Origin of the sequence: Nocardia brasiliensis IFM 10847 (assembly GCF_000710915.1) — a bacterium.
GTDB lineage: Bacteria > Actinomycetota > Actinomycetes > Mycobacteriales > Mycobacteriaceae > Nocardia > Nocardia brasiliensis_A.
The window spans coordinates 66,638-91,477 of sequence record NZ_BAUA01000072.1; the positions used below are offsets into that span (position 1 = coordinate 66,638).

Consider the following 24,840-nt stretch of genomic DNA (forward strand, 5'->3'; position numbering starts at 1 on the left):
CGAGCCTCGATCGTAACCCCACTTCGTGCCGAACGCGGATGAAATCTCTATCTTCAGCACGTCCGATCCGACGTGCGACGACGCTGTTGATTCACGACTTCCCCGGACGTCCGCGTCTATGTGTCCGTGCCGATTGGGCGATCGAGGTCACGCCATTCCCGATCCCAGCGAGCGCTGTGCCGTGTGGTCACCGTCCGGCCAGTGATCGCCACCAACGCCAGCGCAGCACCCCAACATCCGAGCACGACCAGTAGGCCGCGAGTGGCGCCCTCACCCGCTGCCACACCGGAGGATCGCGGTGGGCTGGTCAGGGCAGCATCCGAGTCGAGCCAGATGGACACCTGCTCGCCACGTTTCGCATCGCTCGCAACCTCCACTGTCGCTGTCCCGGTCCGGCCGTCCCGCATCCACTGCACCGGGGCTTCAGCGCGTTCAGCAGCCGACTCACCGCGACCGGAGGTACTGACCGTCCGCTCCGGGTCGGCCGTTATCGTGCCCGGCACAGCGGTTTTCGTTGCATTCTCCGCGCTGATTCGCGCCGCAGCGGAGGTGTATCCAGCGGTACCCACGGCACCCGCCACCGGAACGGCGGCAAGCATCGCGACGACCGCCATCATCCACACCAGCGCCAGCAGACGATCCGTCGGACGAATCAGCACATTTGTTTGCCACGGCCGCATGCGCCAGGCGCGGACCGGCAGCGATGGGTAGTCGGACATTTGAATCATCCTTCGCAGTGGGCCGCCGTTCGACTGAGCGGCCGATATCGAATCGAGCATCCCGCGCCGCGCGGTCACGTGGCAGAGAAGAAAGTCCTACCCTTGCGGTGTCAACCGTCAGTTCTGTTCCGGTTCGGGCGCACCCGGCAGATATCTGCTCCAATCGATGCGGGCGAGCAGTACGACAGCAGCCAGTAGCGCGAATTGAATCGCTATGCCGTAAGGCGAAGTGAGCGAGCCGGTCAATCTATCGCCGAGATTGCGTTCGGCAATATCGGTCGCGGCCATATACAGGGAGTAGCTGACCAGTCTGCCCAACACATGTGCGACCGTCACCGGTAACAGGCGAACACCGACCAGTCCGGCCGCCTCGAACAACTGCGCCGACGGCAACGGGGACACCAGGAACACCCCGAGCCCGGTGAGCGAACGGCCGCGGTTGCCGGTGAGGTAGTCGTGCGCGGCTCGTAGACCAGCCTTTCGTCGTGGACCGAGGTGGGCGCGGATCCGGCCGGTCACTACGGCGAGCAGATACCGTCCGAGGCCCGAGGAAACCGCGCCGACGATGACGAGAGCGACCGGATTCAGCTGCCAGTGCAGCCGGAACAGCACCACGACAAGCGCGGTGGGCGGACCGAAGGCCGGTAGGAGATTCACCAGGATCACCACGGCGACCACGGCGAGGTAGTACAGCGCGGTGTGCACCCATGTATCAGCCACGGCACTCAGGCCGATCTCAGCTGATAGCGAGTGTATCTGTCAGTCCGGCAGAGGAATTCAGCGGATCGACGAACACCGCCGAGGCGGTGCGACCCGAGGCGCCAGGCTCGTCCCGGAGCTCTATTCGCAAGCGATGCCGTCACCGTCACGATCCAATGCCGAGCGGTAGCCGGGTGCACCGCGATGGAGCGGCGCCGCTCCAGCGGCACGGGCGGCCGCGCAGTTGGGGTAGTAGACGCTCGGAGCTGGTGGCGCCGGGGGATGGCGCGGGCGGCGGCGGGGCCGGAGCCGGCGGCACGAAGCGGTGTGGTGCCGCGACAGTGGTCGGCGAGGGTGCGACAGGGCTCGGGACCGCTGTCGCAGAAGAGGTCATAGCGAGTGTGGAAGTCGGTGTCGTGGCGGCCGAACTGGTGCTGGTCGAGGACGGCGCCGGGTTCACTGTGGGGGCGAGCCCCGGTGTGCGCCCGCAGGCCGCGGACCCGAGCGATATCCCCGCGATGAGGAGAATGACGGCAGCGCGCTGTCGCGGTGTTGTGGTCATGATGTTGCCTTGTGCTGGTGGATTCGCGCGATCGAGTGTTGATCCGGATGGTCCACTCCCCCGACGGAGTGATCGCGTACCACCGATGATTCGCCGCACCGAGGCTGTGCCTTAGAGCCGAAGGGCCCTAACGATTTCCACCTTCGTCCTCCGCTGCCCGACGGACGCCGCAGCGGCCGATCAGCGGGTGACTTTGGGCCTTCCAGGTCGGGCGTAAGTCCCGTAGTTGCTGTCATTTCGGCGACGGACACTCGATGCATGACCGTAAGCGACGCACTTCCCGAAACATTCGTACCGGATCGGCCGACGATCACGGCAGCCGTGCGGCTGGCCGGGCGTGCGCCTTCGGTGCACAACACGCAGCCGTGGCGCTGGGTCTTCGACGGTACGCGACTGCGCCTCTACCGCGACGACGAACGATTGTTGACCTCGACCGATCCGCACGGCAGACAGTTGGTCATCAGCTGCGGCGCGGTGCTGCATCATCTGCGGACCGCACTCGCCGCGCGAGGCTGGCATACCGACACCGTTCGGCTGCCGGACCCCGACCATCTCGATCATCTTGCGACCATCGAATTCCGCCCGTGGCCGGACCCACCCGCCGGGGTGTATGCCCGCGCCCACGCCATCGATCGGCGCCGCACCGACCGGCTACCCATGCTGCCGCCGCGGAACTGGGCCGAGATCGTGCACGCCGCGCGGATGCTGGCCAATCCGCACGACATCCAGGTCGACGTGCTCGACACGAGCGCAGGCGCCCGGTTGGCCGCTGCTTCGCAGCATGCGGCGGCGCTGCGCCGCTACGACATGGAGTACCAGACCGAATTGCATTGGTGGACAGGGCATTCGCCCGCGCCGGAAGGCGTGCCTCGCGACGCGCTCATCTCGGACGCCGAATCCTCCCGTGTGCCAGTGGCTCGCACCTTTCCGTCCGCGCCGCATTCGTCGCGCCGCGCCGAAGTCGAGGATCAGTCCCAGCTGATGGTGCTCAGCTCCACCGGCGACTCCCTACTGACATGGCTGCAATGCGGCGAGGCACTCTCGGCGGTGCTGTTGGAATGCACTGTCGCCGGACTGGCGAGTTGCGCGCTGACCCACATCACCGAACTGCCGACCGCTCGCAAGTCCATCGCAGGCCTGCTGACGCACTCGGTGACACCTCAGGTCGTAATCCGAGTCGGTACCGCGCCGGACGATGAAGAGGCGCCCCCGATGTCACGCCGCCGCCCGGTCACCGACATTCTGGCGTTTCGCCAGGAGCAGGCGGAATCATGACCGCGACCGACGGCGCGGCCGCCCCCGGCCTGTCCCTTGTCCGTGCGGCATTGGCGCTCGCCTGCCGGGCGCCGTCGGTGCACAACACCCAGCCGTGGCACTGGGTCTTCGACGGATCGAAACTGTTGCTCTACCGCGATACCGCACGGCAACTGCCCGCCGTGGATCCGCAGCACCGACAGGGGATCATCAGCTGCGGCGCGGCGCTCGATCACGCGCGCCAAGCTTTCGTGTCCATGGACTGGTTCCCCCATATCACCCGGCTCCCCCAACCGAGGTGCCCGGAACTGCTTGCCGCGCTGGAGTTTCGACCATTGAGCGGGCCGTTGAACCGGACCGCGGCGCGCGTGCGCGCCATCCCCCGCCGGCACACCGATCGACTGCCGATGCTGCCGCCCGAGGACTGGCCCGATGTGCTCGCCACCGCGCGTGAGCTCGCACGACCACACCAGGTGGCCGTCGACGAAATCACCGACGAGAACCGCCCTCGATTGGCGGACGCTACTCGCCATATCACCGCGCTCCGGCGACACGACACCGCATACCAAGACGAACTGCACTGGTGGAGCGGAGCTTCGGAGTCGCGCGGGATCCCCACCGCCGCATTGGCCTCGTCGGCCGAAGCCGCACGCACGAACGTAGCGCGGGCCTTCCCGTTCGCCCCGTATGCCAACCGAAGGGCCGACCTCGAAGACCGTTCCCGGCTGCTGTTGCTCAGCACCGCCGGCGACTCCCGGACGCAATGGCTGCACACCGGCGAGGCCCTGTCCAACATCCTGCTCGAATGCACGGCACGCGGCCTCGCCACCTGCGAGCTGACCCATCTCACCGAACTCGTCACCACCAGATCGATGCTCGCCGAACTACTTTCCCGGCCCGGTGCGGCGCAGGTCATCGTACGAGTCGGCATCGCACCCGATGAAACCGGCGTCACCTGGTCGCCGCGGCGGCCGCTGTCCGAAGTCTTCGACGTTCAGGACGCCGCTTCGAACGTTTCGAGTACGTCGGACACCTGACGGCGCGGCGTAGCCGGCAGCGCGGTGGCATCCGCGGGCGCCCAGCCGATTCGGATGACGGCCTGCGGATGACCGCGGCCGTGCAGCACCCGGGCGCGAACGCACTGCCGCAGATCGGGGGCACGCAGTGCTTCGGTCAACGCACACGAGGCCAGCCCGACGTTCGTCGCGGTCAGCAGCACGGCACTGAGCGCCTCCCCCGCGCAGAGTCGCGCCAAGCGGTCGTCCACCGTGGTGCTGAGCACCAGCAGCTCCGCATTATCAGGTTCGGTACCGCATACGGCAGACTCACCGCCGGTGCCGAGGTTGCGCCGCGCCGCCGCGTCCAGTACTTCGACCAGTTGTGCACGCATTGCACCACCGATCTGCCGGACGCCCGCCCCGTTCGCCATCGCCCGTTCATGGACCAATCCCACGCTGCCGCGCGGAATCAGCGCCGAAGTGAAGTGTCGCCGATCGGACTGCCGGCGCGGAATCGCGTTACCGAGCGCCAGCTCGAGCATGGTCGGCCGGTGCGGCACCACACGCAGCGACGCGAGGTGATTCGGATCCGCCGGGTCCGGCAGCCGCCGCACCACCGTCGACCATCCCGCGACGGCCAACGCGATCCGCAGATGATGCAGTGCGGCACCACAACTCGACAACGCATCGCGCTGTGTCCAGTCGGTCGGCGGCTGCGCACGCAGCGGATCGAGGTACAGGTCGATGCGGTGATCGCCGATCCGGAATCGCCACGGTTGCGAGTTGCCGACCGAAGGCGCCCGCGTCGCGAGCACCAACGCCGCGTGCAGGGCGTGTTCGTCGGGCCACCCGTAGTTCATCGCCTTCCACCTCTTCTCGTCCTCGCTATCCACGCTGCCAGCTACTCGATTTGCGGATAAGAGCACGACGTCCTGAAGTCGAGGGACTTCGGGAAACGATCGAAAGGCCTGCGACATCTATGACCTTCGGCCATGCCCAGGCGGTGTGCGGCTGGGTGATCCTGACTACAAGAAACCCGGATACTTCCGAAAGGCCCTGCCCCATGCCCGAATACGGACCGTACGCGGAACTGCGCGAAACGCACACCGGGCTGGTGGTGCTGTTCGGCGATCGGGCGTACAAAGTGAAGAAGCCGCTACAGACGGACTTTCTCGACTTCAGCACGCCGCAACTGCGGGAACTCGCGTGTGCCCGTGAGGTGGAGTTGAACAGCAGGTTGGCACCGGACGTGTATCTCGGCGTGGCACACCTCACCGATCCCACCGGTGGGCCGGACGAACCGGTGGTACTCATGCGCCGCATGCCGGAGCAGCGCAGGCTGTCGAACACCCTCGATGATCCCGCCCTGTCGCGTTCGCGGTTGTCGGCGCTGGTCCAGGTGCTCGCGCTGTTCCATCACTGTGCCCGCCGCGGTCCCGAGATCGACGCCGAGGGCACGCCGGACGCACTGCGTCGCCGCTGGAAAATCCTGTTGGGCAGTCTCGCCGACCAGCCGGCCGCGGTGACCGACCCGCACCTGATCGAACGGATCGAGTGGCTGGCGATGCGGTATATCGACGGACGGGAGTCGCTGCTGCTGAACAGGATTGCGGACGGTCGCGTTGTCGATGGACACGGCGACCTGCTCGCGGAGGACATCTTCGACCTGGCCGACGGCTTCCGGGTCCTGGACTGTCTGGACTTCGACGACCGATTGCGCTACGTCGATTGCCTCGACGACATCGCCTTTCTGGCAATGGATCTGGAGTTCCGCGGGCACGCGAGCCTCGGTGCGCAACTGCTGGACGACTATCTGCTGATCACCGCCGACCCCGCACCGCGGTCGTTGCGCGATCACTACGTCGCCTACCGCGCACTGGTCCGGGCGAAGGTCGATGTCATCCGCTTCGGGCAGGGCGACTCGGCCGCTCGGGACCGGATACACCGCCACCTGCGAATCGCAGTGCGTCATCTCGAATCCGGCGCCGTTCGGCTGGTGCTGATAGGCGGGCTGCCCGGAACCGGTAAATCTACTGTGGCCAAAGAGCTTTCGGCAAGCACAGGCGCTGCCGTCTGCTCCAGTGACGAGGTCCGCAAACAACTGCGCACCGCCGGGACGGTTCCTGGCGACAGTGGAACCTTCGATGCCGGAGCATATTCCGCCGTGAACAAGGCCCGGGTCTACGCAGAATTGCTGACCCGGGCCCACCGGCTGCTCTCGGCCGGGATATCGGTGATTCTCGATGCCAGCTGGATCGACGAGAGCGAACGGCACCGCGCTGCGCAGCTTGCCGTCGACACCCACGCTGATGTGCTCCAGTTGCGCTGTGTCTGTGCCCCGGAGGTGGCCGCTCGACGGATCAGCCGACGCGGATCCGGTGACTCCGATGCGACGCCACACATTGCCGCGGCGATGTCGGCGACGGCCGCACCATGGCCGCAGGCCGTCGTTCTCGACACCGAGGCGCCGCTCGCGGACACGTTGGCCGGCGCTTATCACGCCTGGCAGAGTGCGCCGGAGACGTCAAGGGACTTTGGTCACCCATTGAAGGTCCAACTCCGCGACATGGGGGACAAAATGTTCGTAGGCTGAATCAACTGCTCAGAGAGGTGCACCGGTATGGTCACAGTGTTCTTGGTGGACGATCACGCGATCGTGCGACGCGGAGTCGCCGATCTCATCGACGCCGAAACCGACCTTCAGGTCATCGGCGAGGCAGGCACCGTGTCGCAAGCAATGGCGCGGATCCCCGCGTTGCGTCCCGACGTCGTCGTGCTCGACGTGCGACTACCCGACGGCAACGGCATCGAACTCTGCCGCGACCTGCTCGACCAACATCCCGGCCTGCGCTGCCTCATCCTGACCTCGTTCACCGACGAGCAAGCGATGCTCGACGCGATCCTGGCCGGGGCCGGCGGATACGTCGTCAAAGATATCGGCACTACCGAATTGGTCGACGCCGTAAGAGAAGTCGGAGCCGGACGCTCACTGCTGGACAACCGGGCAGCTGCAGCGCTCATGGCCAAACTCCGCGCGGAAGCCGAGGCCAAGAGCGGTCCGCTCGCCGCTCTGACCGAGCAAGAGCGAACCCTGCTCGAATTGCTCGGCGAAGGATTGACCAACCGGCAGATCGCCGCCCGCATGTTCCTGGCCGAGAAGACCGTGAAGAATTATGTTTCCCGACTATTGTCCAAGCTAGGCGTGGAGCGACGCACCCAAGCGGCCGTGATCGCCTCCAAGCTCAACACACCGCCGCTGCGGGAATGAGTCGCTGCCTGCTAGCCGACGACGGAACGGCTGGTCAGACGGTCGCGTCCGGCGGTGACGCGTGGAAAGATGGCTCAGATGGAAGGCAAGTCACCGGCTTCTGAGACACCTGGGCAGAGCCCCGTCATCGAGACACTGTCCCAGCTGCGTCTTCGCGAACTGCTCGCCGAAGTCCAGGACCGGATCGCCCAGATCGTCGGCGTGCGCGACCAGATGGACCGGCTGATCGAAGCCATGCTCGTCGTCACCGCGGGCCTCGACCTCGACAACACCCTGCGCACCATCGTGCACACCGCCATCGAACTGGTCGACGCCGGCTACGGCGCACTCGGTGTCCGCGAAACCGAAAAGGACAGCCTGCAACTGGCCGAATTCGTCTACGAAGGCATCGACGACCGCACCCGAGTCCTGATCGGCGATCTGCCCCGCGGCCACGGCGTACTGGGCGTGCTCATCGAGGAACCGAAACCCATTCGACTGACCGATCTTTCGACTCACCCCGCCTCGGTCGGATTTCCCGAGCATCATCCGCCGATGCACACCTTCCTCGGCGTACCGGTCAAGGTCCGCGACGAGGTGTTCGGCAATCTCTACCTCACCGAGAAGGCCGGCGGCCAAGAATTCACCGAGGACGACGAGGTCATCGTCCAAGCCCTCGCCGCAGCGGCAGGCACGGCCATCGCGAACGCCCGGCTCTACGAACAGTCCCGAATTCGCCAGCAGTGGCTCGAAGCCACACAGGACGTGGCTACGCAGCTGCTCGGCGGCGGCGACCCCGGCGAGGTATTGGAGTTGGTCGCCGACCGAGCGCTGGAGCTCACCCAGTCCGCGACGGCGTTCCTCGCCCTTCCCGACGACCCCGATATCCCGCACGATGAGGTCGGCGATCTGGTCATCGTGGCCGCCGCGGGCAACGGGTCGGACAAACTCCATGGACAGCGCATTCCCGTCGCCGAATCGCATTCCGGTATCGCTTTCCGGTCCGGTGAGGTCGTTGCCACCGATCGGCTGATGTTTCGGCCACTGCTGGATTTTGCCAGCGATTTCGGTCCAGCGCTGGTATTGCCATTGCGGGCCGAACACACCGTCATCGGGATCCTGGTGACGCTCCGGCCGGCAGAATCGCAATCGCTCGACGCCGCCGGGCAGGCCATGATCACGGCCTTCTCCGATCAAGCCGCATTGGCGCTGCAATTGGCGGCCACGCAGCGCCGCATGCGCGAGCTCGACGTGCTCTCCGATCGCGACCGCATCGCCCGCGATCTGCACGATCACGTCATCCAGCGACTCTTCGCGGTGGGCCTGTCCCTGCAAAGCACAGCACAGCGGGCGCGCACGCCGGAGGTCAAGACCAGACTCACCGAAACCATCCAGGACATCCAGTCCATCGTGCAGGAGATCCGGCATTCGATCTTCGACCTGCACAGCAGCACCGCCGCGGACGCACCCACCCTGCGCAAGAAATTGCATTCGATCATCGCCGAGATGACCGAGGACAGCGGATTACGCACGACGATCCGGCTCGCCGGCCCGGTGTCGGTACTGGCGCCACCGCTGTCCGAGGACGTCGAAGCGGTGCTGCGCGAAGCCGTCAGCAACGTGGTGCGGCATGCGGCTGCGAGCACGGTCTCGATCAATCTCGCCGTCCGTGACGACGTCACCATCGAGATCACCGACGATGGTGACGGCCTGCCCGCGGACCTTTCCCGGATGAGCGGCCTGGCCAACCTCGCAGCCCGGGCCGAGCAAGCCGGGGGGCGCTTCGACATCGGGCGGGGCGCCGATCGCGGGACGACCCTGCGCTGGTCCGCGCCACTGCCGGTGCAGCCCCCGCGCGGGGGCTGACCGAGAGCGCTATCTGCGGCCTTTGGACCCGCACAGTGGGGACCAAGGACAGACGTGTCGGTAAGGGTCCAATTCCTAACCTACGGGTACCAGATTCACTGGACCCGAAGGGATGCCGCTCATGTCCACCTCCGCTATCCGCGACCCGCGGCGGTCGGCCACCGCCGCGGTGGTCGTCGGCGTCGATGGGTCCGAAGCCTCCGATCTCGCCGTGCGCTGGGCCGCCGAGACAGCGTCGCAACACGACAGGCGACTGCATATCGCGCACGGTCTCGATCTGGCGTCGTCGGCGGATCTGCTCGGCATCTACAACACGATGGTTCCCGCCATCGTCGACAAGATCCGTCGGCGCGGTGCCGATCTCGTCCTGTCCGCACGGAGCCTGGCCCACCAGATCGATCCCGCCCTGGACGTGGAAACCGAAGTCTCGGAGGCCGATCCAGCGCGCCTGCTGATCCGTCACTCGAAGAGCGCGTACCTCGTCGCTCTCGGCGCCTCGGGCGACCACACCGCTCTCGGCTATGTCGGCTCCACGCTCGCCGCCGTGGCCTGCCACGGCCGGGGCAGCATCGTGATCGTCCGCGATACCGGCACCGAACAGCAGACGCGCCGGGCCGGTCCCGTGGTGCTCGGCCTGGATGGCACCGTGCACAGCGAACCGGCCGTCGCGGCGGCGTTCGCCGAAGCCAGTGAACGTCGCACGCAACTAGTGGCCGTGCACGCGTGGGGTGATCCCTTCTTCGACCGATTCGCCGAAGTGCCACATCGGCTCCCGAACAACGGTGTCCAGCTCGCCGGACAGGCCCTCATCGGCGAACAGCTCGCCGGCTGGCCCGAGAAGTACCCGGACGTGCAGGTCATCCGCAAGGTCTATCCGTTCGGTCCCCGCCGCGCCTTGATCGACTGGTCCGGCTCCGCCCAACTCGTCGTCGTCGGCAGTCGCGGCCGTGGCGGATTCCGCGGACTGCTGCTCGGCTCCACCAGCAACACGTTGATCCAGCGCGCGCACTGTCCGGTCATGGTCGTGCACCCGAAGTAGCACCTACCGCTATCGAAAGGGATGAAATCCCATGTCTACCAACAGCATCAACCCACCTGTCGTGGTGGGTATCGACGGCTCCAGCCCGGCCGACGAGGCATTGCGCTGGGCCGCTGTGGACGCCGCGCACCACGACGCCCCACTGCACATCGTCTTTGCCGTGGGCGCACGGGCCGACTTCGGCCCCGGGGTCGACTTCCGCCGGATCGATCACGACGAGTACCTCGCCGCCTGCGCCACCACGCTCGCGGCGGCGCGTCGATTCGCCACGGCGGCAGCCGAAGCCGTCGACGAACTCGTCGTCGATACCTTCATGGTCGAGGCGTCGCCGATCCCCGCCCTGCTGGACAGGTCGAAGGACGCACGGCTACTGGTGGTGGGCACGCACGGAGCGGGTGCTTTCCGCCGCGGTCTCCTCGGGTCGGTGAGTACCGCACTCGCCCGGCACGCGCACTGCCCGGTCGCGATCGTGCCCGAACCCGAGCGGTATTCGGCGCGGCGCGTGCGCGGGCCGGTGGTGGTCGGTGCCGACGGATCGCCGTGCAGTACTCGCGCCGTCGAGATCGCCTTCGACGAGGCGTTCCGGCGCAATGTACCGGTCCGCGCCGTGCTCACCTGGTCTGAATTCCATCGATACCTGCCGGACGCCGAGATGCAGACCGAGGCAACCGCGTTGCTGTCCGAAACACTGGCCGGCTATGCCGATCGCTATCCCGACCTCGTGATCGAACGGGTTGTCGTCAAGGATCAACCCGCCAAACGACTACTCGTGGAAAGTGAACAAGCCCAGCTGATCGTGGTCGGCAGCCACGGCCGCGGCGGTTTCGCGGGCATGACACTCGGTTCGGTCAGTCAAGCGGTCCTGCACGCCGCCGATTGCCCGATCATCATCGCGCGCCCGCAGAACTGATCAGCCGGGCGCGATTTCCCGGGCACGCTGAAGGAGGTACTCGATGGCTTCTTCGATGCGTGCGGAGAGCAGGTGCAGGTCCGGGTTGCTGTCGTAATCGCCGGTGATGCCGAACCGCAACTGATCGCCGTAGCTCAAAATCGCTATACCGGTGCGCACGCGCATCGCGATCGGCACATAAGCCAGGATTTCCAGTACTTCCCGGCCGTATAAATACAGTCGACGCCGGGGGCCGGGCACGTTCGTCGCCAAACCCGAAATGCCGCGCTGCGGATACCGGGACACCAAGCGCACGGTCCACGCGACCGATGCGAACGGGAGCCAGCGGGCCAGGGTGAGGAACGAATTCGCGGCCGCCGACTCACCGCTCGCCTTGTGTTCGGACATCCGGTCGTGCACGAGGGCCAATTGCTCGACGGGATCGGCGGATTCGATCGGAAGCAGCGGCAGCATCGCCGAAACCCGGTTGTCGAGTGTGCCTTTCGCATCCGCCGCGCGCACCGATACCGGCGTGAGGATGCGCAGCTTGTCCGCTGTCGGTTCCTCGCCGCGAGCCAGCAGCAGGGTGCGAAATGCCGCGGCCACGGCGGCCAGAACCACGTCGTTGACGGTGGTGCCGAAGACCGCGCCGATTTCCCGGACGACGGGCAGCGTGGTGCGCGCAACGGTGTACCGCCGTTGCCGCCCGATCGAACCGTTCAGCGAGGACCCGGCGGCAGGCAGCGCTGCCGACAGCACCAACGGCACGGCCGCGCGCAAGGTGCGCACTACGAACCGCGGCGCCGACACTGGCAGTCGCAACACGTTCAGCAGCAGGCGATCCCATGCCAAAGGCGTGTCGACACCGTTCGGCACAGCGGTCAGCCACCGACCGGCCGGAGCGTCACAGAGCCGTTCGAACAGCGTGATACCGGAGATCCCGTCCACCATGCTGTGGTGCGCCTTCACGATCATCGCCCACCGATCGTCGGCGAGACGCTCGATAACGATGCACTGCCACAGCGGGTGATCCCGATCCAGCCGTTCCTCCATCACCTCGGCGACCAATTCGCACAGCGCCGCCTCATCCGCGGGCTCCGGCAACGCCATCCACCGAATATGGTGCGCCAGATCGAAATTCGAATCCGGCACCCATACCGGCGCGGCGATATCCAGCGGTGCGCGCCGCACTCTCTGCCGAAGCCTGCTGTCGACGTCCAATCTCGCCGCCAATTCCGACACGAGTTCCGCGCGGGTCGGCGGAGACCCCGCGAGGATCGCGACGGCGCCGATCCCGACACTCACATGCCGGTCGCCGTCTTCCAGTTCCATGAAACCCGAGTCCAGTGGACCTAATTCGGACATCGCAGATCTTTTCCGTTCCGAGGCTCGGCCTCAGCATTCGACGCCGGTCACGGCGAAGCGCTCCACCGCGGCCACATGCCCACCCGTGGCGACCGCGACGGTCAGGGTGGCGGGACAGGTCGCGGTAAACGGCACCTGCACGGTCCATGGGATATTCGTGCCGCCCGCGGGAACAGGGGCGGCCGTCCCGGCCGGTTGCGGCCCGCTGCCGCCGCGGACCTGCACCTGCAAACTCTCGTCTACGCCGGTGATCCGACCGCTGACCTGAAGCGGGGACGAGACCGAAGCAGCGTAAGCCGGTGTCGTCAGGGCCAGTGTGGTGTCTTCGGTACCGACCACCTCCCACGGGCCGTTCGCAGCGGTGCCGATCCGAACCAGATGCAGCACGGCGGCAGTCGCGGGCGCGCCGTTCGGGTCGGCGAAGCCGACACCGATCCAGGCCTGCTCGGCTCGGATCGACGAACTGGTGACTTGGTCGACGCTCGTGTATCCGAGATGCTGCTGCGTGAACATCAACGCGACGGTGTCCGGATCGTCGTGCCACGGCTGATGGCCGCCTGGACGCGCCTGTCGAACCCAGGCGTCCGCCTCGGCGATACTGGCGAAGGGAAACAGAGGTTGATAGGCGAAACCAGCGGGTTCGGGCGATTTCGACGGCGCGGCGGTACCCGGGGCAAGTGATGCGGAGCCGGTCGGCGCCGCCGTGGGCGGTGTGGTGACCGGTGCGCTCTCGTCGACGTCGCGGGTCACCGCGACGACCAGCGCAAACACGGCGAGCACGACCGCCGCAGCGGCCAAGACCACCACGGTCAGCCAATGGCGTTGCGGCGAAGTCGCTTTCATATCGATCCTCACTCCGAAGAGGTGCTGTCCACCGCACGGGCACCGGCGGTGGACAGCCTCCTCTGTGCTCTATTCTGCCTCTTTGACCTCGACCTTCTTCGCGACTTCCTTGGGCTCGCCGAGCGGGATGCTGACGGTGAGAATGCCCTTCGCGTAGCTCGCCTCGATCCCGTCTTCCTCGGCGTTGTGCGGCAGCGTGACGGACCGATAGAACGATCCGTAACTGAACTCCGAACGTCCCTTCTCCTCGTGCTTTTCGGTGCGCTCTGCCTTGATCGTCAACTGCCGGCCCCGGATCGACACGTCGACGTCCTTGGCCGGATCGATCCCCGGCATCTCCGCACGCACGACATAGTGACCGTCCTCGACCGCGTCCTCGACCCGCAGCAGATGCGAGCCGAAAATCGGCGCCATTCCGGTGGGCGCGAACGAGTTCCACAGATCATTCAGATCAGGCAGCAACGATTCGCGATGGGCGGGAAGCAGGCTCATGGTTCCTCCTCGATGAAATGTCCTCGGACACCATCGATTCCACTCATCTACGGCGTTGCTCGATAGGGCATCGAGTCGTCTGCGGTACCGACGGGGGGAAGCGGCACGGGTGACCAAAGCCACTAGAGCACCAAGCCGTTTCGTGACCCTGTCACATCCGCCGCCGACAGCGGGTTATCGAAGGAGTGTCGAATTCCGCAGGGCAGTGACCTTTTCCCCTGGTGCCAGGCCTCGGCACGGCCGAATGATGGCAGAGTTATCGCCCCTCTGGAAGGAGAATCATCATGACCACCGCCCAGACCGTCATGCGCTCCGACGTGGCACATATCAGCGTGCGCGACACGATGGAAACAGCCGCTCAGCGCATGCGCCAGCTCAATGTCGGCGCGCTCCCGATCTGCGACAGTGACGGGTGTCCGGTCGGGATCGTCACCGACCGTGACATCGTCGTCAAGGTGGTCGGCGTCGGCGCCAACCCCAAAACCACCACGGCCGGCGAATTGGCGCAAGGTGCCGACCATCTGCATACCGTCGAGACCGGCACCGATATCGACGAGGCGCTCGCGGTCATGGCGGAAAATCAGATCAGACGCCTCCCGGTGACCGAGAACGGCTCGTTGGTCGGCATCATCACCGAGGCCGATCTGGCGCGCCACCTGCCCGAGAAAGAGGTCGCCGAATTCGTCGAAGCGGTGTGCGCTCAGCACCTGCCCAGCACGACCGAAGCGTAGCGGCGCGACCGCACAACGCCGCACCAGCCCGGCCTGGTGCGGCGCCGGTGATGTCCGAACATACGCAACCCGGCTTACCGCGCCGGAATCATGTTCCCGCAGTTACGAAATCGACGCACGCACCGATGGTCGCCAGCTTCGGGTAGTCCACTTCATCGATCCGTACTCCGCTGGCGAGTGTCAGCCTTTCCACAAACGTCAGAAAGTCGAGCGAGTCGAGATCGAGCGCTGCGCGCAGCGGCTCGTCCACGTCGAGGCCGGTCAGGTCCGCCTCGGTGGCGAACCCGCGCAGTGCGGACCGCACCGCCAGCTCTGCTTCCGATCGAGACAACGTATTGGGCATGATCCGCACTACCTCTCGTGATCACAGCCGTTCCGGATGTTGCAGTAGCTCTGCAACGGTGTTGAGAAATCGCGCGCCGACAGCGCCGTCGCTGGCCCGGTGGTCGGCGGCAAGCGTCACTGTCACCTGGGGACGCACACCGAGCAGACCGTTTACCGCGCAGGGTCGTTCGCTCACCGCTCCGAAGCCGACAATCGCAACCTGAGGCGGTGGAATCACGCCGATCACCGATTCGACCCCCATCGCACCGAGATTCGTCACGGTGAGCCCGGCGGGCCGAGTGTCCGACGACAGCAATCGGCCAGCGCGCGCCCGGCCCACCGCCCCGCGCAGCTGGGCCATCAGCGCAGGCACCGTGCTGACGTCCGCCGCGGCGATGGTCGGCGCGATGATGCCGCCACCGCGCAGCGAGACGATCACACCGATGTCTACAGTGTCCGCCGCGCGGAACTCGTTATCGATCCAATGCCCGTTCATCCCGGGGACCTCGCGTGCAGCCAGCGCAACAGCGCGTAATTGCAGAGCGGCCATGATGATTCGGTCCGCTACCGGTGCGGCTTCGTTCACCGCGCGCAGCCAGCTGGTGGCGGCAGCCAGGTCGATCGTGCTCGACAGGTAGTAGTGCGGGATGGTCTGTTTCGACTGCGTCATCGCCGTTGCGATCGCGCGGCGCACCTCACCCATGTCGCGTCGGGGTCCCTGGCGAACCTTTTCGCGGTCGACATCCGACGCCGAGGTGTCCACTGCCGATTGCGGCACGCCCTTGTTCGTGGCGGTATCCCCGTGGAGTATCTGCGTGCGCGCCGCGCGCACATCGTCGGCCTGCACCGCACCGCCCGGACCGGTGCCGTGGATTGCGGACAGCTCGACTCCGGATTCCGCAGCCATTCGGCGCGCGTATCCGGAAGCACGAATATGCTGCCCTTCGGCAGATTGTGCCGCTACCGGTTCGGCGATCCCAGTAGGCGAGCCCGACGAGGCGCCCGCCGCGCGCGCAACATCACTGCGCAGAATCCGCCCGTTGCCGCCAGAACCGCGGATCGACCGGAGATCCACACCAGCTTCCTGAGCCAGACGCCGAATCAACGGGGTCGCGCGAATCTCCGAGCCCGTGTCTGCCGCGGGTTCCGTCGGGACGGAGGCGTGTTCCGGCATGCCCGTCTCGATGGTCGCCAGTATCGTGCCCACCGGCACGGTCGCTCCTTCGGGCACCAGGATCTCGCCGATGGTGCCCTCGTCGAAGCACTCGACCTCGATCGCCGCTTTCGCGGTGTCGACCTCGGCGACGATATCGCCCTTGTGCACCGAGTCGCCCGGACGGACATGCCATTGCAGCAACGTCCCGCGTTCCATGTCTGCGCCCAGTGAGGGCATGCGGAACTCGGCCATCAGCGCACCACCCGATGCACGGCCGCGACCACGTCGGCGGGCTGCGGGAGCGCCGCTTCCTCCAGATGTTTGGCGTAAGGAATCGGTACTTCGGCCGTACAGACCCGCTGTACCGGCGCATCCAATTCGTAGTAACCGGATTCGGCTGCGCGCGCAGCGATTTCGGCGGCGACGCCGACGCTGCGCCAGCCTTCGTCCACGACGACGAGGCGGTGGGTACGCGCGACCGAGGCGAGCACGGTCGACGTGTCCAGTGGTCGTAACGTCCGCAGGTCGACGATCTCGGCCGCGATGCCATCGGCGGCCAGAGCCTCCGCGGCTGCCTCGGCCACCCGCACGGTTCCACCGTAGGCCACCAGTGTCACAGCGCTGCCGTGCCGTCGGATGACCGCCCGATCGATATCGGTGGCGCCGGCGTCATCGGGCAGCTCTGCCTCGAGGTTGTAGAGCGCCGACGGTTCGAAGATCAGTACGGGGTCCGGATCCTGCAAAGCCGACCACAACATGCCCCGAGCGTCGGCCACGGTCGCCACCGAGACCACACGCAGGCCGGGTATGTGCGCGTAGAAGGCCTCGAGGCTGTGCGAATGTTGTGCTGCAACTTGCCTTCCCGCGCCGGTAGCCATTCGGATCACCAGCGGCACGGAGACTTGCCCGCCGGACATGTGCCGCAATGTCGCGGCGTTGTTGAGGATCTGGTCCAGCGCGAGCAGGCTGAAGTTGACGGTCATGATCTCGACGATCGGCCGCAGACCGCCGAGGGCGGCACCGATACCGGCGCCGACGAACGCGGACTCGCTCAACGGCGTATCCCGAATCCGCTCCGGGCCGAATTCCTCCAGCAGGCCCCGGCTGACGCCGAAGCAGCCACCGTACGCGCCGACGTCCTCCCCCATCAAGAACACCCGGTCGTCTCGGATCAACGCCTCCCGCAATGCTTCTCGCACCGCGTCTCGATAGGTGATCATGTCCGCACCTCCCCGACGGGCTGTGCCTGGCCGGTACTGGGCTGCTGCTTGCCCGCATCAGAGGCGGGGATCTTCATTCCAGCGTCGGTACCCGGCTCGGTGTACACGTATCGGGTGAGATCACCGATCGGTTCGAACGGCGCCGCCTCCGCGGCCGAGATCGCCGCGTCCAGTTCGGCGTCCGCTTCGGCTTGCATCGTCGTCAATTCGTCATCGCGTAATTCACCCGCGGCGCGCAGGTCGGCGGCCAGCCGTGGAATCGGGTCCTGCTCTACCCAGTGCCCGATCTCGGCCTTGTCGCGATAGCGATCCGCATCGTAGAGCGAATGCGCACGGAACCGGTAGGTCCGCAGTTCGAGGAAGCACGGCCCACCGCCACCACGAATCGCTTCGACCGCACGCCGTGTCGCGTCGGCCACGGCCAGCGCGTCCATCCCATCGACCGGCCAGGCCGGCATGCCGTATGAGGACGCGCGCAATGCCAGATCGGTCGCCGCGTGTTCGCGGGCCAGGGCAGTGCCCATCGCGTACCGGTTGTTCTCACAGGCGAACAGCACCGGCAGCCGCCACAGCGCAGCGAGATTCAAGCACTCGTGGAACTCCCCCTCGGCCACCGCACCGTCGCCGAACAGGCATACGGTCACGACCGGACGGTCCCCGAACACGTCCGCCAGCGCCAGCCCCACGGCGATCGGCAGACCGCCGCCGACAATCGCGTTGCCGCCGTAGAAGCGTCGCGCGACATCGAACAGGTGCATCGAACCACCGTGGCCGTGACTGCATCCGGTCACCCTGCCGTACATCTCCGCGAGCAGCGATTCCATCGACAGGCCGCGCGCCAGCGCGTGCCCGTGCTCCCGATAGGTCGACACCACAGCGTCGTCGGGTCCGATCGCACCGAGCACGCCCGCCGCCACCGCCTCCTCGCCGATATACAGGTGCAGGAAACCACGAATCGATCCGGCGCTGTAGAGCTGCACGCAGCGCTCCTCGAATCGCCGGATCCGGACCATGAGGCGCAGCAGTTCGATGCGCTCGGTTCGGTCCAGCGCACCACCGTGCGTATTCACGAGACGACCTCGAGCGTCGAGGTGTCGCCTGTCGGCAGACCGAGTTCACGAGCTTTGAGCAGACGACGCATCACTTTGCCGCTGCGGGTGTGCGGCAGACTCTGTGTGAACTCGATTTCCTTGGGCGCTACCGCACCCAGTGCCTTCCTGCCGAAGGCGCTCAACTCGTCGAGGAGCTGGTCGGACGGCGCAAACCCCCGTCCCAGCACCACGAACGCCTTCACTCGCTCGCCTGCCACCGGATCGGGAATGCCGATCACACCCGCCTCGGCGACCGCCGGATGCGCCATCAACGCACTCTCCACCTCGAACGGCCCGATCAGATGACCTGCGGATTTGATGACGTCGTCGGCCCGGCCGACGAACCAGTAGTAGCCGTCGGCATCCTTGCGGGCCAGGTCGCCGCTCAGGTACCAGCCGCCCGCGAAACAGCGGCGATATCGCTGCGGTTCACCCCAATAGCCGCGGAACATCGACGGCCAGCCCGACCGCAACGCGAGTTCACCGACCTCACCGACCGCCGCGGGGGTGACGACGCCGTCGGTCACCGACGCGCGACCGTCCGCACCGCGCCGGAGTACAGTCGCCTCGATGCCGGGCAGCGGCCTGCCCATCGATCCGGGACGTACTTGCCCAGCAGCGAAATTCGCGATCATGATCGCACCGGTCTCGGTCTGCCACCAGTTGTCGTGCACGGGGTGACCGAGCACCTGCTCACCCCAGAGCACCACTTCCGGATTGAGCGGCTCCCCCACGCTGGTGATGAATCGCAAGCAGGACAGATCGGTGCCTTCGGGTAGCACGGCCCCGTAGCGCATCAGCATCCGCAGCGCTGTCGGCGCGGTGTACCACACCGAAACCCGCTGTGCGGTCAGGATTTCGTACCAGCGGCGGGCATCGAACTCGGCTTCGTCACTGATCACCGTCGCGCCGAGGCACAACGGGGCGATCACCCCGTACGACATGCCGGTCACCCAGCCCGGATCGGCGGTGCACCAGAAGATATCCCCCGCGCGCAGATCCAGCGCGTACCGAGCAGTGACGAGGTGGGCGACCACCGCCCCGTGCACGTGTACTGCGCCCTTCGGTTTTCCGGTGGTACCGCTGGTGAAGTGTAAGAGGGCGGGGTCCTCGGCGCAGGTCTGCGCGATCTCGAACTCCGGATCCGCCGCGGCCATCGCGGCCGGCAGGTCGACACCGTCGGGGGGACCGCCATCGGTCAGCAGAACTGTACGCAGCGTGGCTACCTGGCCGCGGATCGGCGCGACCTTGCGGCGATACAGCGCAGCGGAAGTGACCAGCACACTCGCCTCGGCAATAGCCAGACGCTGCCGGACCGGTTCGGGTCCGAATGCGGAGAACAACGGTGAGACAACGCATCCGGCTTTCAATGCGCCGAGTATGGCGATGTACAACTCCGGCGTGCGACCGAGCAGTACGCACACTCGTTCGCCCCGGCGAACCGCATTGGTACGCAACACATCGGCGAATCTGTTGCTGGCGGCGGCAAGGTCGGCGTAGGTGTATTCGGCGGTCTCGCCCGCGGCTCCGAGCCACCGCAGCGCTACCGTGTCCGCCGCGCGCCCGGTGGCATGCCGGTCCACGGCTTCGTAGGCGATATTGAGGCCGCCCGCTGGGAGGCCGGTGATTTCGGCGCGGGCGTCCATCCAGGAGAACGCGCGATAGGTCTGCTCGTAGTTCGCGAGGTTGGCCAGCGCCCGCTCGGCCGGTGTCTTGTCGATCGGTCTCCAGTCGGAGATTCCGCTCGTCGTGGCGCCGATCGCGGTCGTGTCTGTCATAGCGTTATCGTCGCCGCGTCGAGCGCTGCGCAGCAGAGTCGCCCGACCGATAGGCGTCGTCTGTTCCGGCGGAGAAGTCCTCTGCCCCGGTGACTTTCGCCTCTAGCCGACACCCACCACAGACCGCTGGCCGGGCATCGGTCGAGCGAGCACGCAACGCGGGACCATTGAACCGCAGGACGGCAACCTTCGGCCCTTGGGCTACCGACCCGGACAGCAGACGCTGGACCGTGCCGTCGCCGCTACTCGAACCGCGCGATGCACCGAGGAGGAAATATGCCACACCACAACGATCCGTTCGCCCCCGCGGTACAGACAGCCCATGATTGGCTGCGCGCGGTCGCCGACAGCCTGGACACCGACGACTACAGTTTCGCCTACCGCGCGTTGCGCGCGTGGATGCACACGGTCCGTGATCGGATCGGGGTCGTCAGTTCGGCGCACCTGGCTGCGCAGCTGCCGGAGATCCTGCGTGGCGCCTACTACGAGGGCTGGGTACCGAGCCATGTACCGGTGCGGCACGGGACCGCGGAATTCGTCGCTCAGTTCGCCCGCGAGGCAGGCATCGAGCGCGACGGGGTAGGTCCGGTAGCCGGGTCGATCACCGCGATATTGGCGGAACTGTTCTCACCCGGCCAACTCAACCGGGTTTTCGCGGTACTTCCGATGCACCTGTACGGCGTGCTGTGCGGTGCCCGGCCGATCTACGAGGAAATGCCGGATCTGGACCGCGCACCCGAAATGCCGGCGCCGATCGCGGCAACAGCGGAGTCCGAACGTCTGACCGCCGTCGAGAATCGCCTGCGTGCCATCGCGGACGCCGTCGCGGTGCTGGCCGGTGAGATGTCGCCACCGGAGGCCGACCACGGCCCGGCGCATTCCGCGACCGAGCGCGTCGAACGCATTCTCCGCGCCATCGGCTTCGACGTCCATGCGAAGGAGCACTGAAATGCTGCGCAGAACAATGGCTCTCGGTCATATCGCGGGTGTGCGGATCGGCGCGCACTGGTCTGCCCTGGCGACCCTCGGACTGTTCACGTTTCTCCTGGGCCGCGCACTGGCCGATGCCTACGGCAACTCGGCCGAAATCTGGCTGACCGCCGCACTCGGGGCGATCGGATTGCTGGCCGCATTGCTGGCGCACGAGCTGGCGCACTCGATCGTCGCGCGTCGCGACGGAGTGCCCGTCGAGGGGGTGGTGCTGTGGCTGCTCGGCGGGGTTTCCGAACTCGGCGCGGAGCCGCAGAGCCCCCCGCTCGGACCTGCGCATCGCGCTGGCCGGACCGTTGACCAGCCTTGCGCTGGCCGCGGGCTGTTTCGGACTGGCGGTGGCGGTGGGCACCGCCGCGGGTGCACCCGTACTCGACACGCTCGTCTGGCTTTCGGTCACGAATCTGATCCTCGCGGTGTTCAATCTTTTGCCCGGCGCCCCCTTGGACGGCGGCCGCGTACTGCGCGCGCTGGTCTGGCGGTGGACCGGCGACCAGCTCCGCGCGGCGGCCACGGCCGCGCGCAGCGGTCGCATCCTCGGACTCGTCCTGCTGGCGCTCGGCGCGGCAGAGCTGATCGCGGTCGGCAACACCGGGGGCGTCTGGCTGATGCTGCTCGGGTGGTTCGTTTCCACGGCGGCCAATGCCGAACTCACCGCCGCAGGTTTGCGACATCAGTTGGGCGGTATTCGAGTTCGTGACGTGATGAGCGCGAATCCGGTAACGATCCCCGCCTCGTGGTCCGTCGCCGAATTGCTCACCTCGCCGGCAGCTCGTTCCGACCACCAGGTCTTCCCGGTGGTGGACCCGGTCGGGCGACCGATAGCGGTGGTCTCCTGGGGCGACCTCGCAGCGCTGGCACCGCGGACACGTGCCGCCACCTCTGTACTCGCGGCCGCGCGCCCGCTACCGGCGTCGGCCCGGGCAGACGAGCAAGACCTCCTCAGCGCCGTGGCCACCAGGGTGGTCCTGCGACCCGAGTCCGACCTGGTCATCGCGGTCGACCAGGTCGGACGGGTGACCGGAGTCGTCTCCGCCGCGGATCTGGCGCTGGCCTGCCATCGCAGCGCCCTCGGCCTGCCGATGCGCACGGCCGAGCCACAGCCCGAGTCGATCCCGGGCATCACCGATACGGAGGCACGTCCATGAGCAGCACTGAAGCGCAACGAGCGATCTTTCACGACCGCCACGAAGCCGGGCGGGCGCTGGCCGCGCTACTGCAACACTATCGAGGCGACCCGGACGTCCTCGTGCTCGGCCTGCCGCGCGGCGGTATCCCCGTGGCCTGGGAGGTCGCGGCCGCGCTCGACGCGCCACTGGATGCCTTGATCGTGCGCAAACTCGGCGCCCCCGGTAATCCCGAGTTCGCTATCGGCGCGCTCTCCATCGGCGGCCGGATCGCGTTGAACGACGATCTCGTTCGCGCCTTACGACTCACCGCCGAACAGGTGCGCGCCGTCGTCCGCTCCGAATCCGAGGAACTACACCGTCGGGAATCGGCTTATCGGGCCGGTCGCGGACCGATCGAGGTCGCCGGGCGCACCGTGATCCTGGTGGATGACGGGTTGGCCACCGGTGCAAGCATGTTCGCCGCGATCGAGGCGATCCGCGCCGGCGAACCGAAGCACATCGTCGTCGCTGTCCCGGCGGCTCCGGAATCTACCTGCCGCGAGATCGGCGCTGCCGTCGATGAAATGGTCTGCGCGACAATACCGTCGCCGTTCCGCGCGGTCGGCGCGTCGTTCTGGGACTTCACACAGGTCACCGACGCTCAGGTGCAGGCACTGCTGGCCGCGTCGACCACCGGCACGGCGGTACCGCCCCTCGATGTCGCAGCCACGATCCGTGCCGCCGCGATCCGAGCACCGGGCGGCGTTCCACCCGAAGCAGTGCTCGACGAGTTGATCGGCGACGCCCAGATCGTGCTGATCGGCGAAAGTTCGCACGGCACACACGAATTCTATGCGGCACGGGCGGCCATCACCCGCTGGCTCATCGAGCACAGGGGCTTCACTGCGGTCGCCGCCGAGGCCGATTGGCCCGACGCCTATCGGGTGAATCGCTACCTGCACCAACACGGTACCGACACCAGCGCCGAAGAGTCGCTGCGTGGCTTCGAACGATTCCCCGCCTGGATGTGGCGCAACACCGTCGTACGCGACTTCCTCACCTGGCTACGCACCCACAATGACGAGCAACTGCGCAACGGTCGGCCCCGCACCGGGTTCTATGGACTCGATCTCTACAGTCTGCACCGGTCCATGCAGGAGGTGGTGCGGCACCTCGACCGAACCGATCCGCATGCGGCACAACGAGCCAGAGCCCGCTACGCCTGCTTCGACCAGGTCTCCGGCGACGACGGCCAAGCTTACGGATTCGCCGCCGCCTTCGGCGCGGGCAAATCGTGTGAAGCCCAGGTGATCAGACAATTGCTCGACTTGCAGCGCCATAGCCCGGACTCCGGCGATCTGCCGCCGTTCGCCGCGGATCAGCACTTCGACGCACTCCGCAACGCCTGGTCGGTGCGCAATGCCGAAGCTTACTACCGCGCTATGTTCGGGGACCGGGTGTCTTCGTGGAACCTGCGCGATCGGCACATGGCCGACACCCTCGACGCCCTGATCAGTCACCTCTATCGCTATGGCGAGCAGACCGGCGACGGCCCCGGGCCGGAGCCTCGTATCGTGGTGTGGGCGCACAACTCTCACGTCGGCGATGCCCGCGCTACCGAGCTGAGCAGCGACGGCCAGCTCAATCTCGGTCAGCTCGTGCGGGAGCGCCACGGCGCGAAGTGCCGAGTGATCGGGTTCAGCACCTGCTCGGGTACGGTCACCGCGGCGCGCGACTGGGGCGGCCCTGCCATCGAGGAGAACGTCCGCGTCGCACTGCCTTCCAGCATGGAAGAGCTCATGCACGACACCGGGCACCGAGAGTTCTTGCTCCGCATGGATATTCCCGGCGCCGCGACGGAGGCCATGCGGCAGCCGAGGCTGCAGCGGGCGATCGGTGTCGTTTACCGGCCGGGTACCGAACGCCAGAGCCATTACTTTCACACCCGACCCGCCGAACAGTTCGATGCGCTGATCCATATCGACACCACGACAGCTCTCGAACCACTCGAGAAAGTCGGCGGCGGGATCGAGGGCACGACACCGGAAACCTACCCGTCGGGCCTGTAAGACAGGGTGATGGTGACCAGTGTCCGGCGGCGGACGAACGATCTGGGGCTCGTGGTCGGTGGCACCGCTTTCGCCGCGCTCTGCGTGGTGGCCACCGGATGGCCGGTGGCCACACAGCTCGACCGGGCCGCGTTTGTGCGACTCAACGCGTTACCCGACGTGTTCGAGGCGCCGCTCTGGTTCGTCCAGTTGGCCGGGGTGCTGGTCGTGCCCGCCGTCGTCGCGGTCATCGCGTTCGGCGTCGGCAGACCCCGGCTGGCAATCGGCTTGCTGCTGTTGGTTCCGGCGAAGCTCGTCGTCGAACGCGAGGTTTTGAAAGAGCTGGTGTACCAGCCCCGTCCGGGCGCACGGTGGCCGGAGACGATCCTGCGTGATGTGCCGACACTCGGCGCGGCGTTT

The 24,840-nt window shown here is 66.8% G+C and carries 23 protein-coding genes and 1 pseudogene; 12 read left to right on the forward strand and 12 right to left on the reverse strand.

Annotated features, from left to right (window positions below; translation table 11 throughout):
• Nucleotides 1-116 precede the first annotated feature (116 nt).
• The 3 genes from NBRGI_RS15250 to NBRGI_RS49895 form a co-directional block, all read right to left on the reverse strand.
• Entirely contained in the window at nt 117-797 is a 681-nt protein-coding gene (locus tag NBRGI_RS15250; RefSeq protein ID WP_148310826.1) for an Rv1733c family protein, read from the reverse strand.
• A gap of 39 nt (nt 798-836) precedes the next feature.
• Nucleotides 837-1,439: a hypothetical protein gene (locus NBRGI_RS15255; RefSeq protein WP_148310827.1), complete on the reverse strand. Its 603-nt coding sequence runs from the start codon at nt 1,437-1,439 to the stop codon at nt 837-839.
• A gap of 120 nt (nt 1,440-1,559) precedes the next feature.
• Entirely contained in the window at nt 1,560-1,802 is a 243-nt protein-coding gene (locus NBRGI_RS49895) for an excalibur calcium-binding domain-containing protein (protein ID WP_370627764.1), read from the reverse strand.
• Nucleotides 1,803-2,238: 436 nt separating this feature from the next.
• On the opposite strand from NBRGI_RS49895, the gene NBRGI_RS15260 reads away from it, so the two are divergent.
• Nucleotides 2,239-3,255: an Acg family FMN-binding oxidoreductase gene (locus tag NBRGI_RS15260; protein WP_036559201.1), complete on the forward strand. Its 1,017-nt coding sequence runs from the start codon at nt 2,239-2,241 to the stop codon at nt 3,253-3,255.
• A complete protein-coding gene (locus tag NBRGI_RS15265; RefSeq protein WP_029896775.1) occupies nt 3,252-4,271 on the forward strand; it encodes an Acg family FMN-binding oxidoreductase in 1,020 nt (339 codons plus the stop codon). Before NBRGI_RS15260 ends, NBRGI_RS15265 begins: the two co-directional genes overlap by 4 nt.
• On the opposite strand, the gene NBRGI_RS15270 is transcribed toward NBRGI_RS15265, so the two are convergent.
• Complete coding sequence (locus NBRGI_RS15270; RefSeq protein ID WP_029896778.1) at nt 4,229-5,092, reverse strand: hypothetical protein; 864 nt, start codon at nt 5,090-5,092, stop codon at nt 4,229-4,231. The genes NBRGI_RS15265 and NBRGI_RS15270 overlap by 43 nt on opposite strands.
• Nucleotides 5,093-5,295: 203 nt before the next feature.
• On the opposite strand from NBRGI_RS15270, the gene NBRGI_RS15275 reads away from it, so the two are divergent.
• The 5 genes from NBRGI_RS15275 to NBRGI_RS15295 all read left to right on the forward strand — a co-directional run bounded on the left by NBRGI_RS15275 (nt 5,296) and on the right by NBRGI_RS15295 (nt 11,294).
• Complete coding sequence (locus NBRGI_RS15275; protein WP_029896780.1) at nt 5,296-6,825, forward strand: bifunctional aminoglycoside phosphotransferase/ATP-binding protein; 1,530 nt, start codon at nt 5,296-5,298, stop codon at nt 6,823-6,825.
• A 27-nt stretch (nt 6,826-6,852) separates the two neighbouring features.
• Nucleotides 6,853-7,500, forward strand: a complete 648-nt coding sequence (locus tag NBRGI_RS15280; RefSeq protein WP_029896782.1) for a response regulator transcription factor — start codon at nt 6,853-6,855, stop codon at nt 7,498-7,500.
• Nucleotides 7,501-7,578: 78 nt separating this feature from the next.
• The gene (locus NBRGI_RS15285) at nt 7,579-9,345 is read left to right on the forward strand and encodes a sensor histidine kinase (protein WP_036559204.1); all 1,767 of its coding nucleotides are present in this window, start codon (nt 7,579-7,581) and stop codon (nt 9,343-9,345) included.
• 121 nt (nt 9,346-9,466) lie between these two features.
• Nucleotides 9,467-10,384 carry a universal stress protein gene (locus NBRGI_RS15290; RefSeq protein WP_029896786.1) on the forward strand — a complete coding sequence of 306 codons (918 nt, stop codon included), beginning with the start codon at nt 9,467-9,469 and terminating at the stop codon, nt 10,382-10,384.
• A 31-nt stretch (nt 10,385-10,415) separates the two neighbouring features.
• Complete coding sequence (locus NBRGI_RS15295; RefSeq protein ID WP_029896788.1) at nt 10,416-11,294, forward strand: universal stress protein; 879 nt, start codon at nt 10,416-10,418, stop codon at nt 11,292-11,294.
• Here the strand turns inward: NBRGI_RS15295 and NBRGI_RS15300 are convergent, their stop codons facing one another.
• From NBRGI_RS15300 to NBRGI_RS15310, 3 genes are all read right to left on the reverse strand, one after another.
• Nucleotides 11,295-12,638: a wax ester/triacylglycerol synthase family O-acyltransferase gene (locus NBRGI_RS15300; RefSeq protein WP_029896789.1), complete on the reverse strand. Its 1,344-nt coding sequence runs from the start codon at nt 12,636-12,638 to the stop codon at nt 11,295-11,297. It lies immediately after the preceding gene.
• A 30-nt stretch (nt 12,639-12,668) separates the two neighbouring features.
• Complete coding sequence (locus NBRGI_RS15305) at nt 12,669-13,481, reverse strand: hypothetical protein (protein ID WP_063726272.1); 813 nt, start codon at nt 13,479-13,481, stop codon at nt 12,669-12,671.
• Between the two features lie 69 nt (nt 13,482-13,550).
• Entirely contained in the window at nt 13,551-13,973 is a 423-nt protein-coding gene (locus NBRGI_RS15310) for an Hsp20/alpha crystallin family protein (protein WP_029896794.1), read from the reverse strand.
• 284 nt (nt 13,974-14,257) lie between these two features.
• Between NBRGI_RS15310 and NBRGI_RS15315 the strand changes: the two genes are divergently transcribed.
• Complete coding sequence (locus tag NBRGI_RS15315; RefSeq protein WP_029896796.1) at nt 14,258-14,704, forward strand: CBS domain-containing protein; 447 nt, start codon at nt 14,258-14,260, stop codon at nt 14,702-14,704.
• An 88-nt stretch (nt 14,705-14,792) separates the two neighbouring features.
• Here NBRGI_RS15315 and NBRGI_RS15320 read toward each other — a convergent pair whose 3' ends face one another.
• Genes NBRGI_RS15320 through acsA form a run of 5 tightly spaced genes read right to left on the reverse strand, consistent with a single transcriptional unit; the run spans nt 14,793 to nt 20,273 of the window.
• Nucleotides 14,793-15,047: an acyl carrier protein gene (locus NBRGI_RS15320; RefSeq protein WP_029896798.1), complete on the reverse strand. Its 255-nt coding sequence runs from the start codon at nt 15,045-15,047 to the stop codon at nt 14,793-14,795.
• A 21-nt stretch (nt 15,048-15,068) separates the two neighbouring features.
• The gene (locus NBRGI_RS15325) at nt 15,069-16,436 is read right to left on the reverse strand and encodes a 2-oxo acid dehydrogenase subunit E2 (RefSeq protein ID WP_029896800.1); all 1,368 of its coding nucleotides are present in this window, start codon (nt 16,434-16,436) and stop codon (nt 15,069-15,071) included.
• Complete coding sequence (locus tag NBRGI_RS15330; RefSeq protein ID WP_029896802.1) at nt 16,436-17,404, reverse strand: alpha-ketoacid dehydrogenase subunit beta; 969 nt, start codon at nt 17,402-17,404, stop codon at nt 16,436-16,438. Before NBRGI_RS15330 ends, NBRGI_RS15325 begins: the two co-directional genes overlap by 1 nt.
• Entirely contained in the window at nt 17,401-18,474 is a 1,074-nt protein-coding gene (gene pdhA / locus NBRGI_RS15335) for a pyruvate dehydrogenase (acetyl-transferring) E1 component subunit alpha (RefSeq protein ID WP_370627763.1), read from the reverse strand. Before pdhA ends, NBRGI_RS15330 begins: the two co-directional genes overlap by 4 nt.
• Nucleotides 18,471-20,273, reverse strand: a complete 1,803-nt coding sequence (gene acsA / locus NBRGI_RS15340) for an acetate--CoA ligase (RefSeq protein ID WP_051727790.1) — start codon at nt 20,271-20,273, stop codon at nt 18,471-18,473. Before acsA ends, pdhA begins: the two co-directional genes overlap by 4 nt.
• A gap of 276 nt (nt 20,274-20,549) precedes the next feature.
• Between acsA and NBRGI_RS15345 the strand changes: the two genes are divergently transcribed.
• From NBRGI_RS15345 to NBRGI_RS15360, 4 genes and pseudogenes are all read left to right on the forward strand, one after another.
• Nucleotides 20,550-21,221 carry a DUF2267 domain-containing protein gene (locus NBRGI_RS15345; protein ID WP_029896808.1) on the forward strand — a complete coding sequence of 224 codons (672 nt, stop codon included), beginning with the start codon at nt 20,550-20,552 and terminating at the stop codon, nt 21,219-21,221.
• A 338-nt stretch (nt 21,222-21,559) separates the two neighbouring features.
• A complete protein-coding gene (locus NBRGI_RS43810) occupies nt 21,560-22,411 on the forward strand; it encodes a site-2 protease family protein (RefSeq protein WP_235210964.1) in 852 nt (283 codons plus the stop codon).
• A complete protein-coding gene (locus NBRGI_RS15355) occupies nt 22,408-24,441 on the forward strand; it encodes an erythromycin esterase family protein (RefSeq protein WP_029896810.1) in 2,034 nt (677 codons plus the stop codon). Before NBRGI_RS43810 ends, NBRGI_RS15355 begins: the two co-directional genes overlap by 4 nt.
• Nucleotides 24,442-24,450: 9 nt before the next feature.
• Nucleotides 24,451-24,840: pseudogene (locus NBRGI_RS15360) on the forward strand (phosphatase PAP2 family protein); the annotation flags it as partial.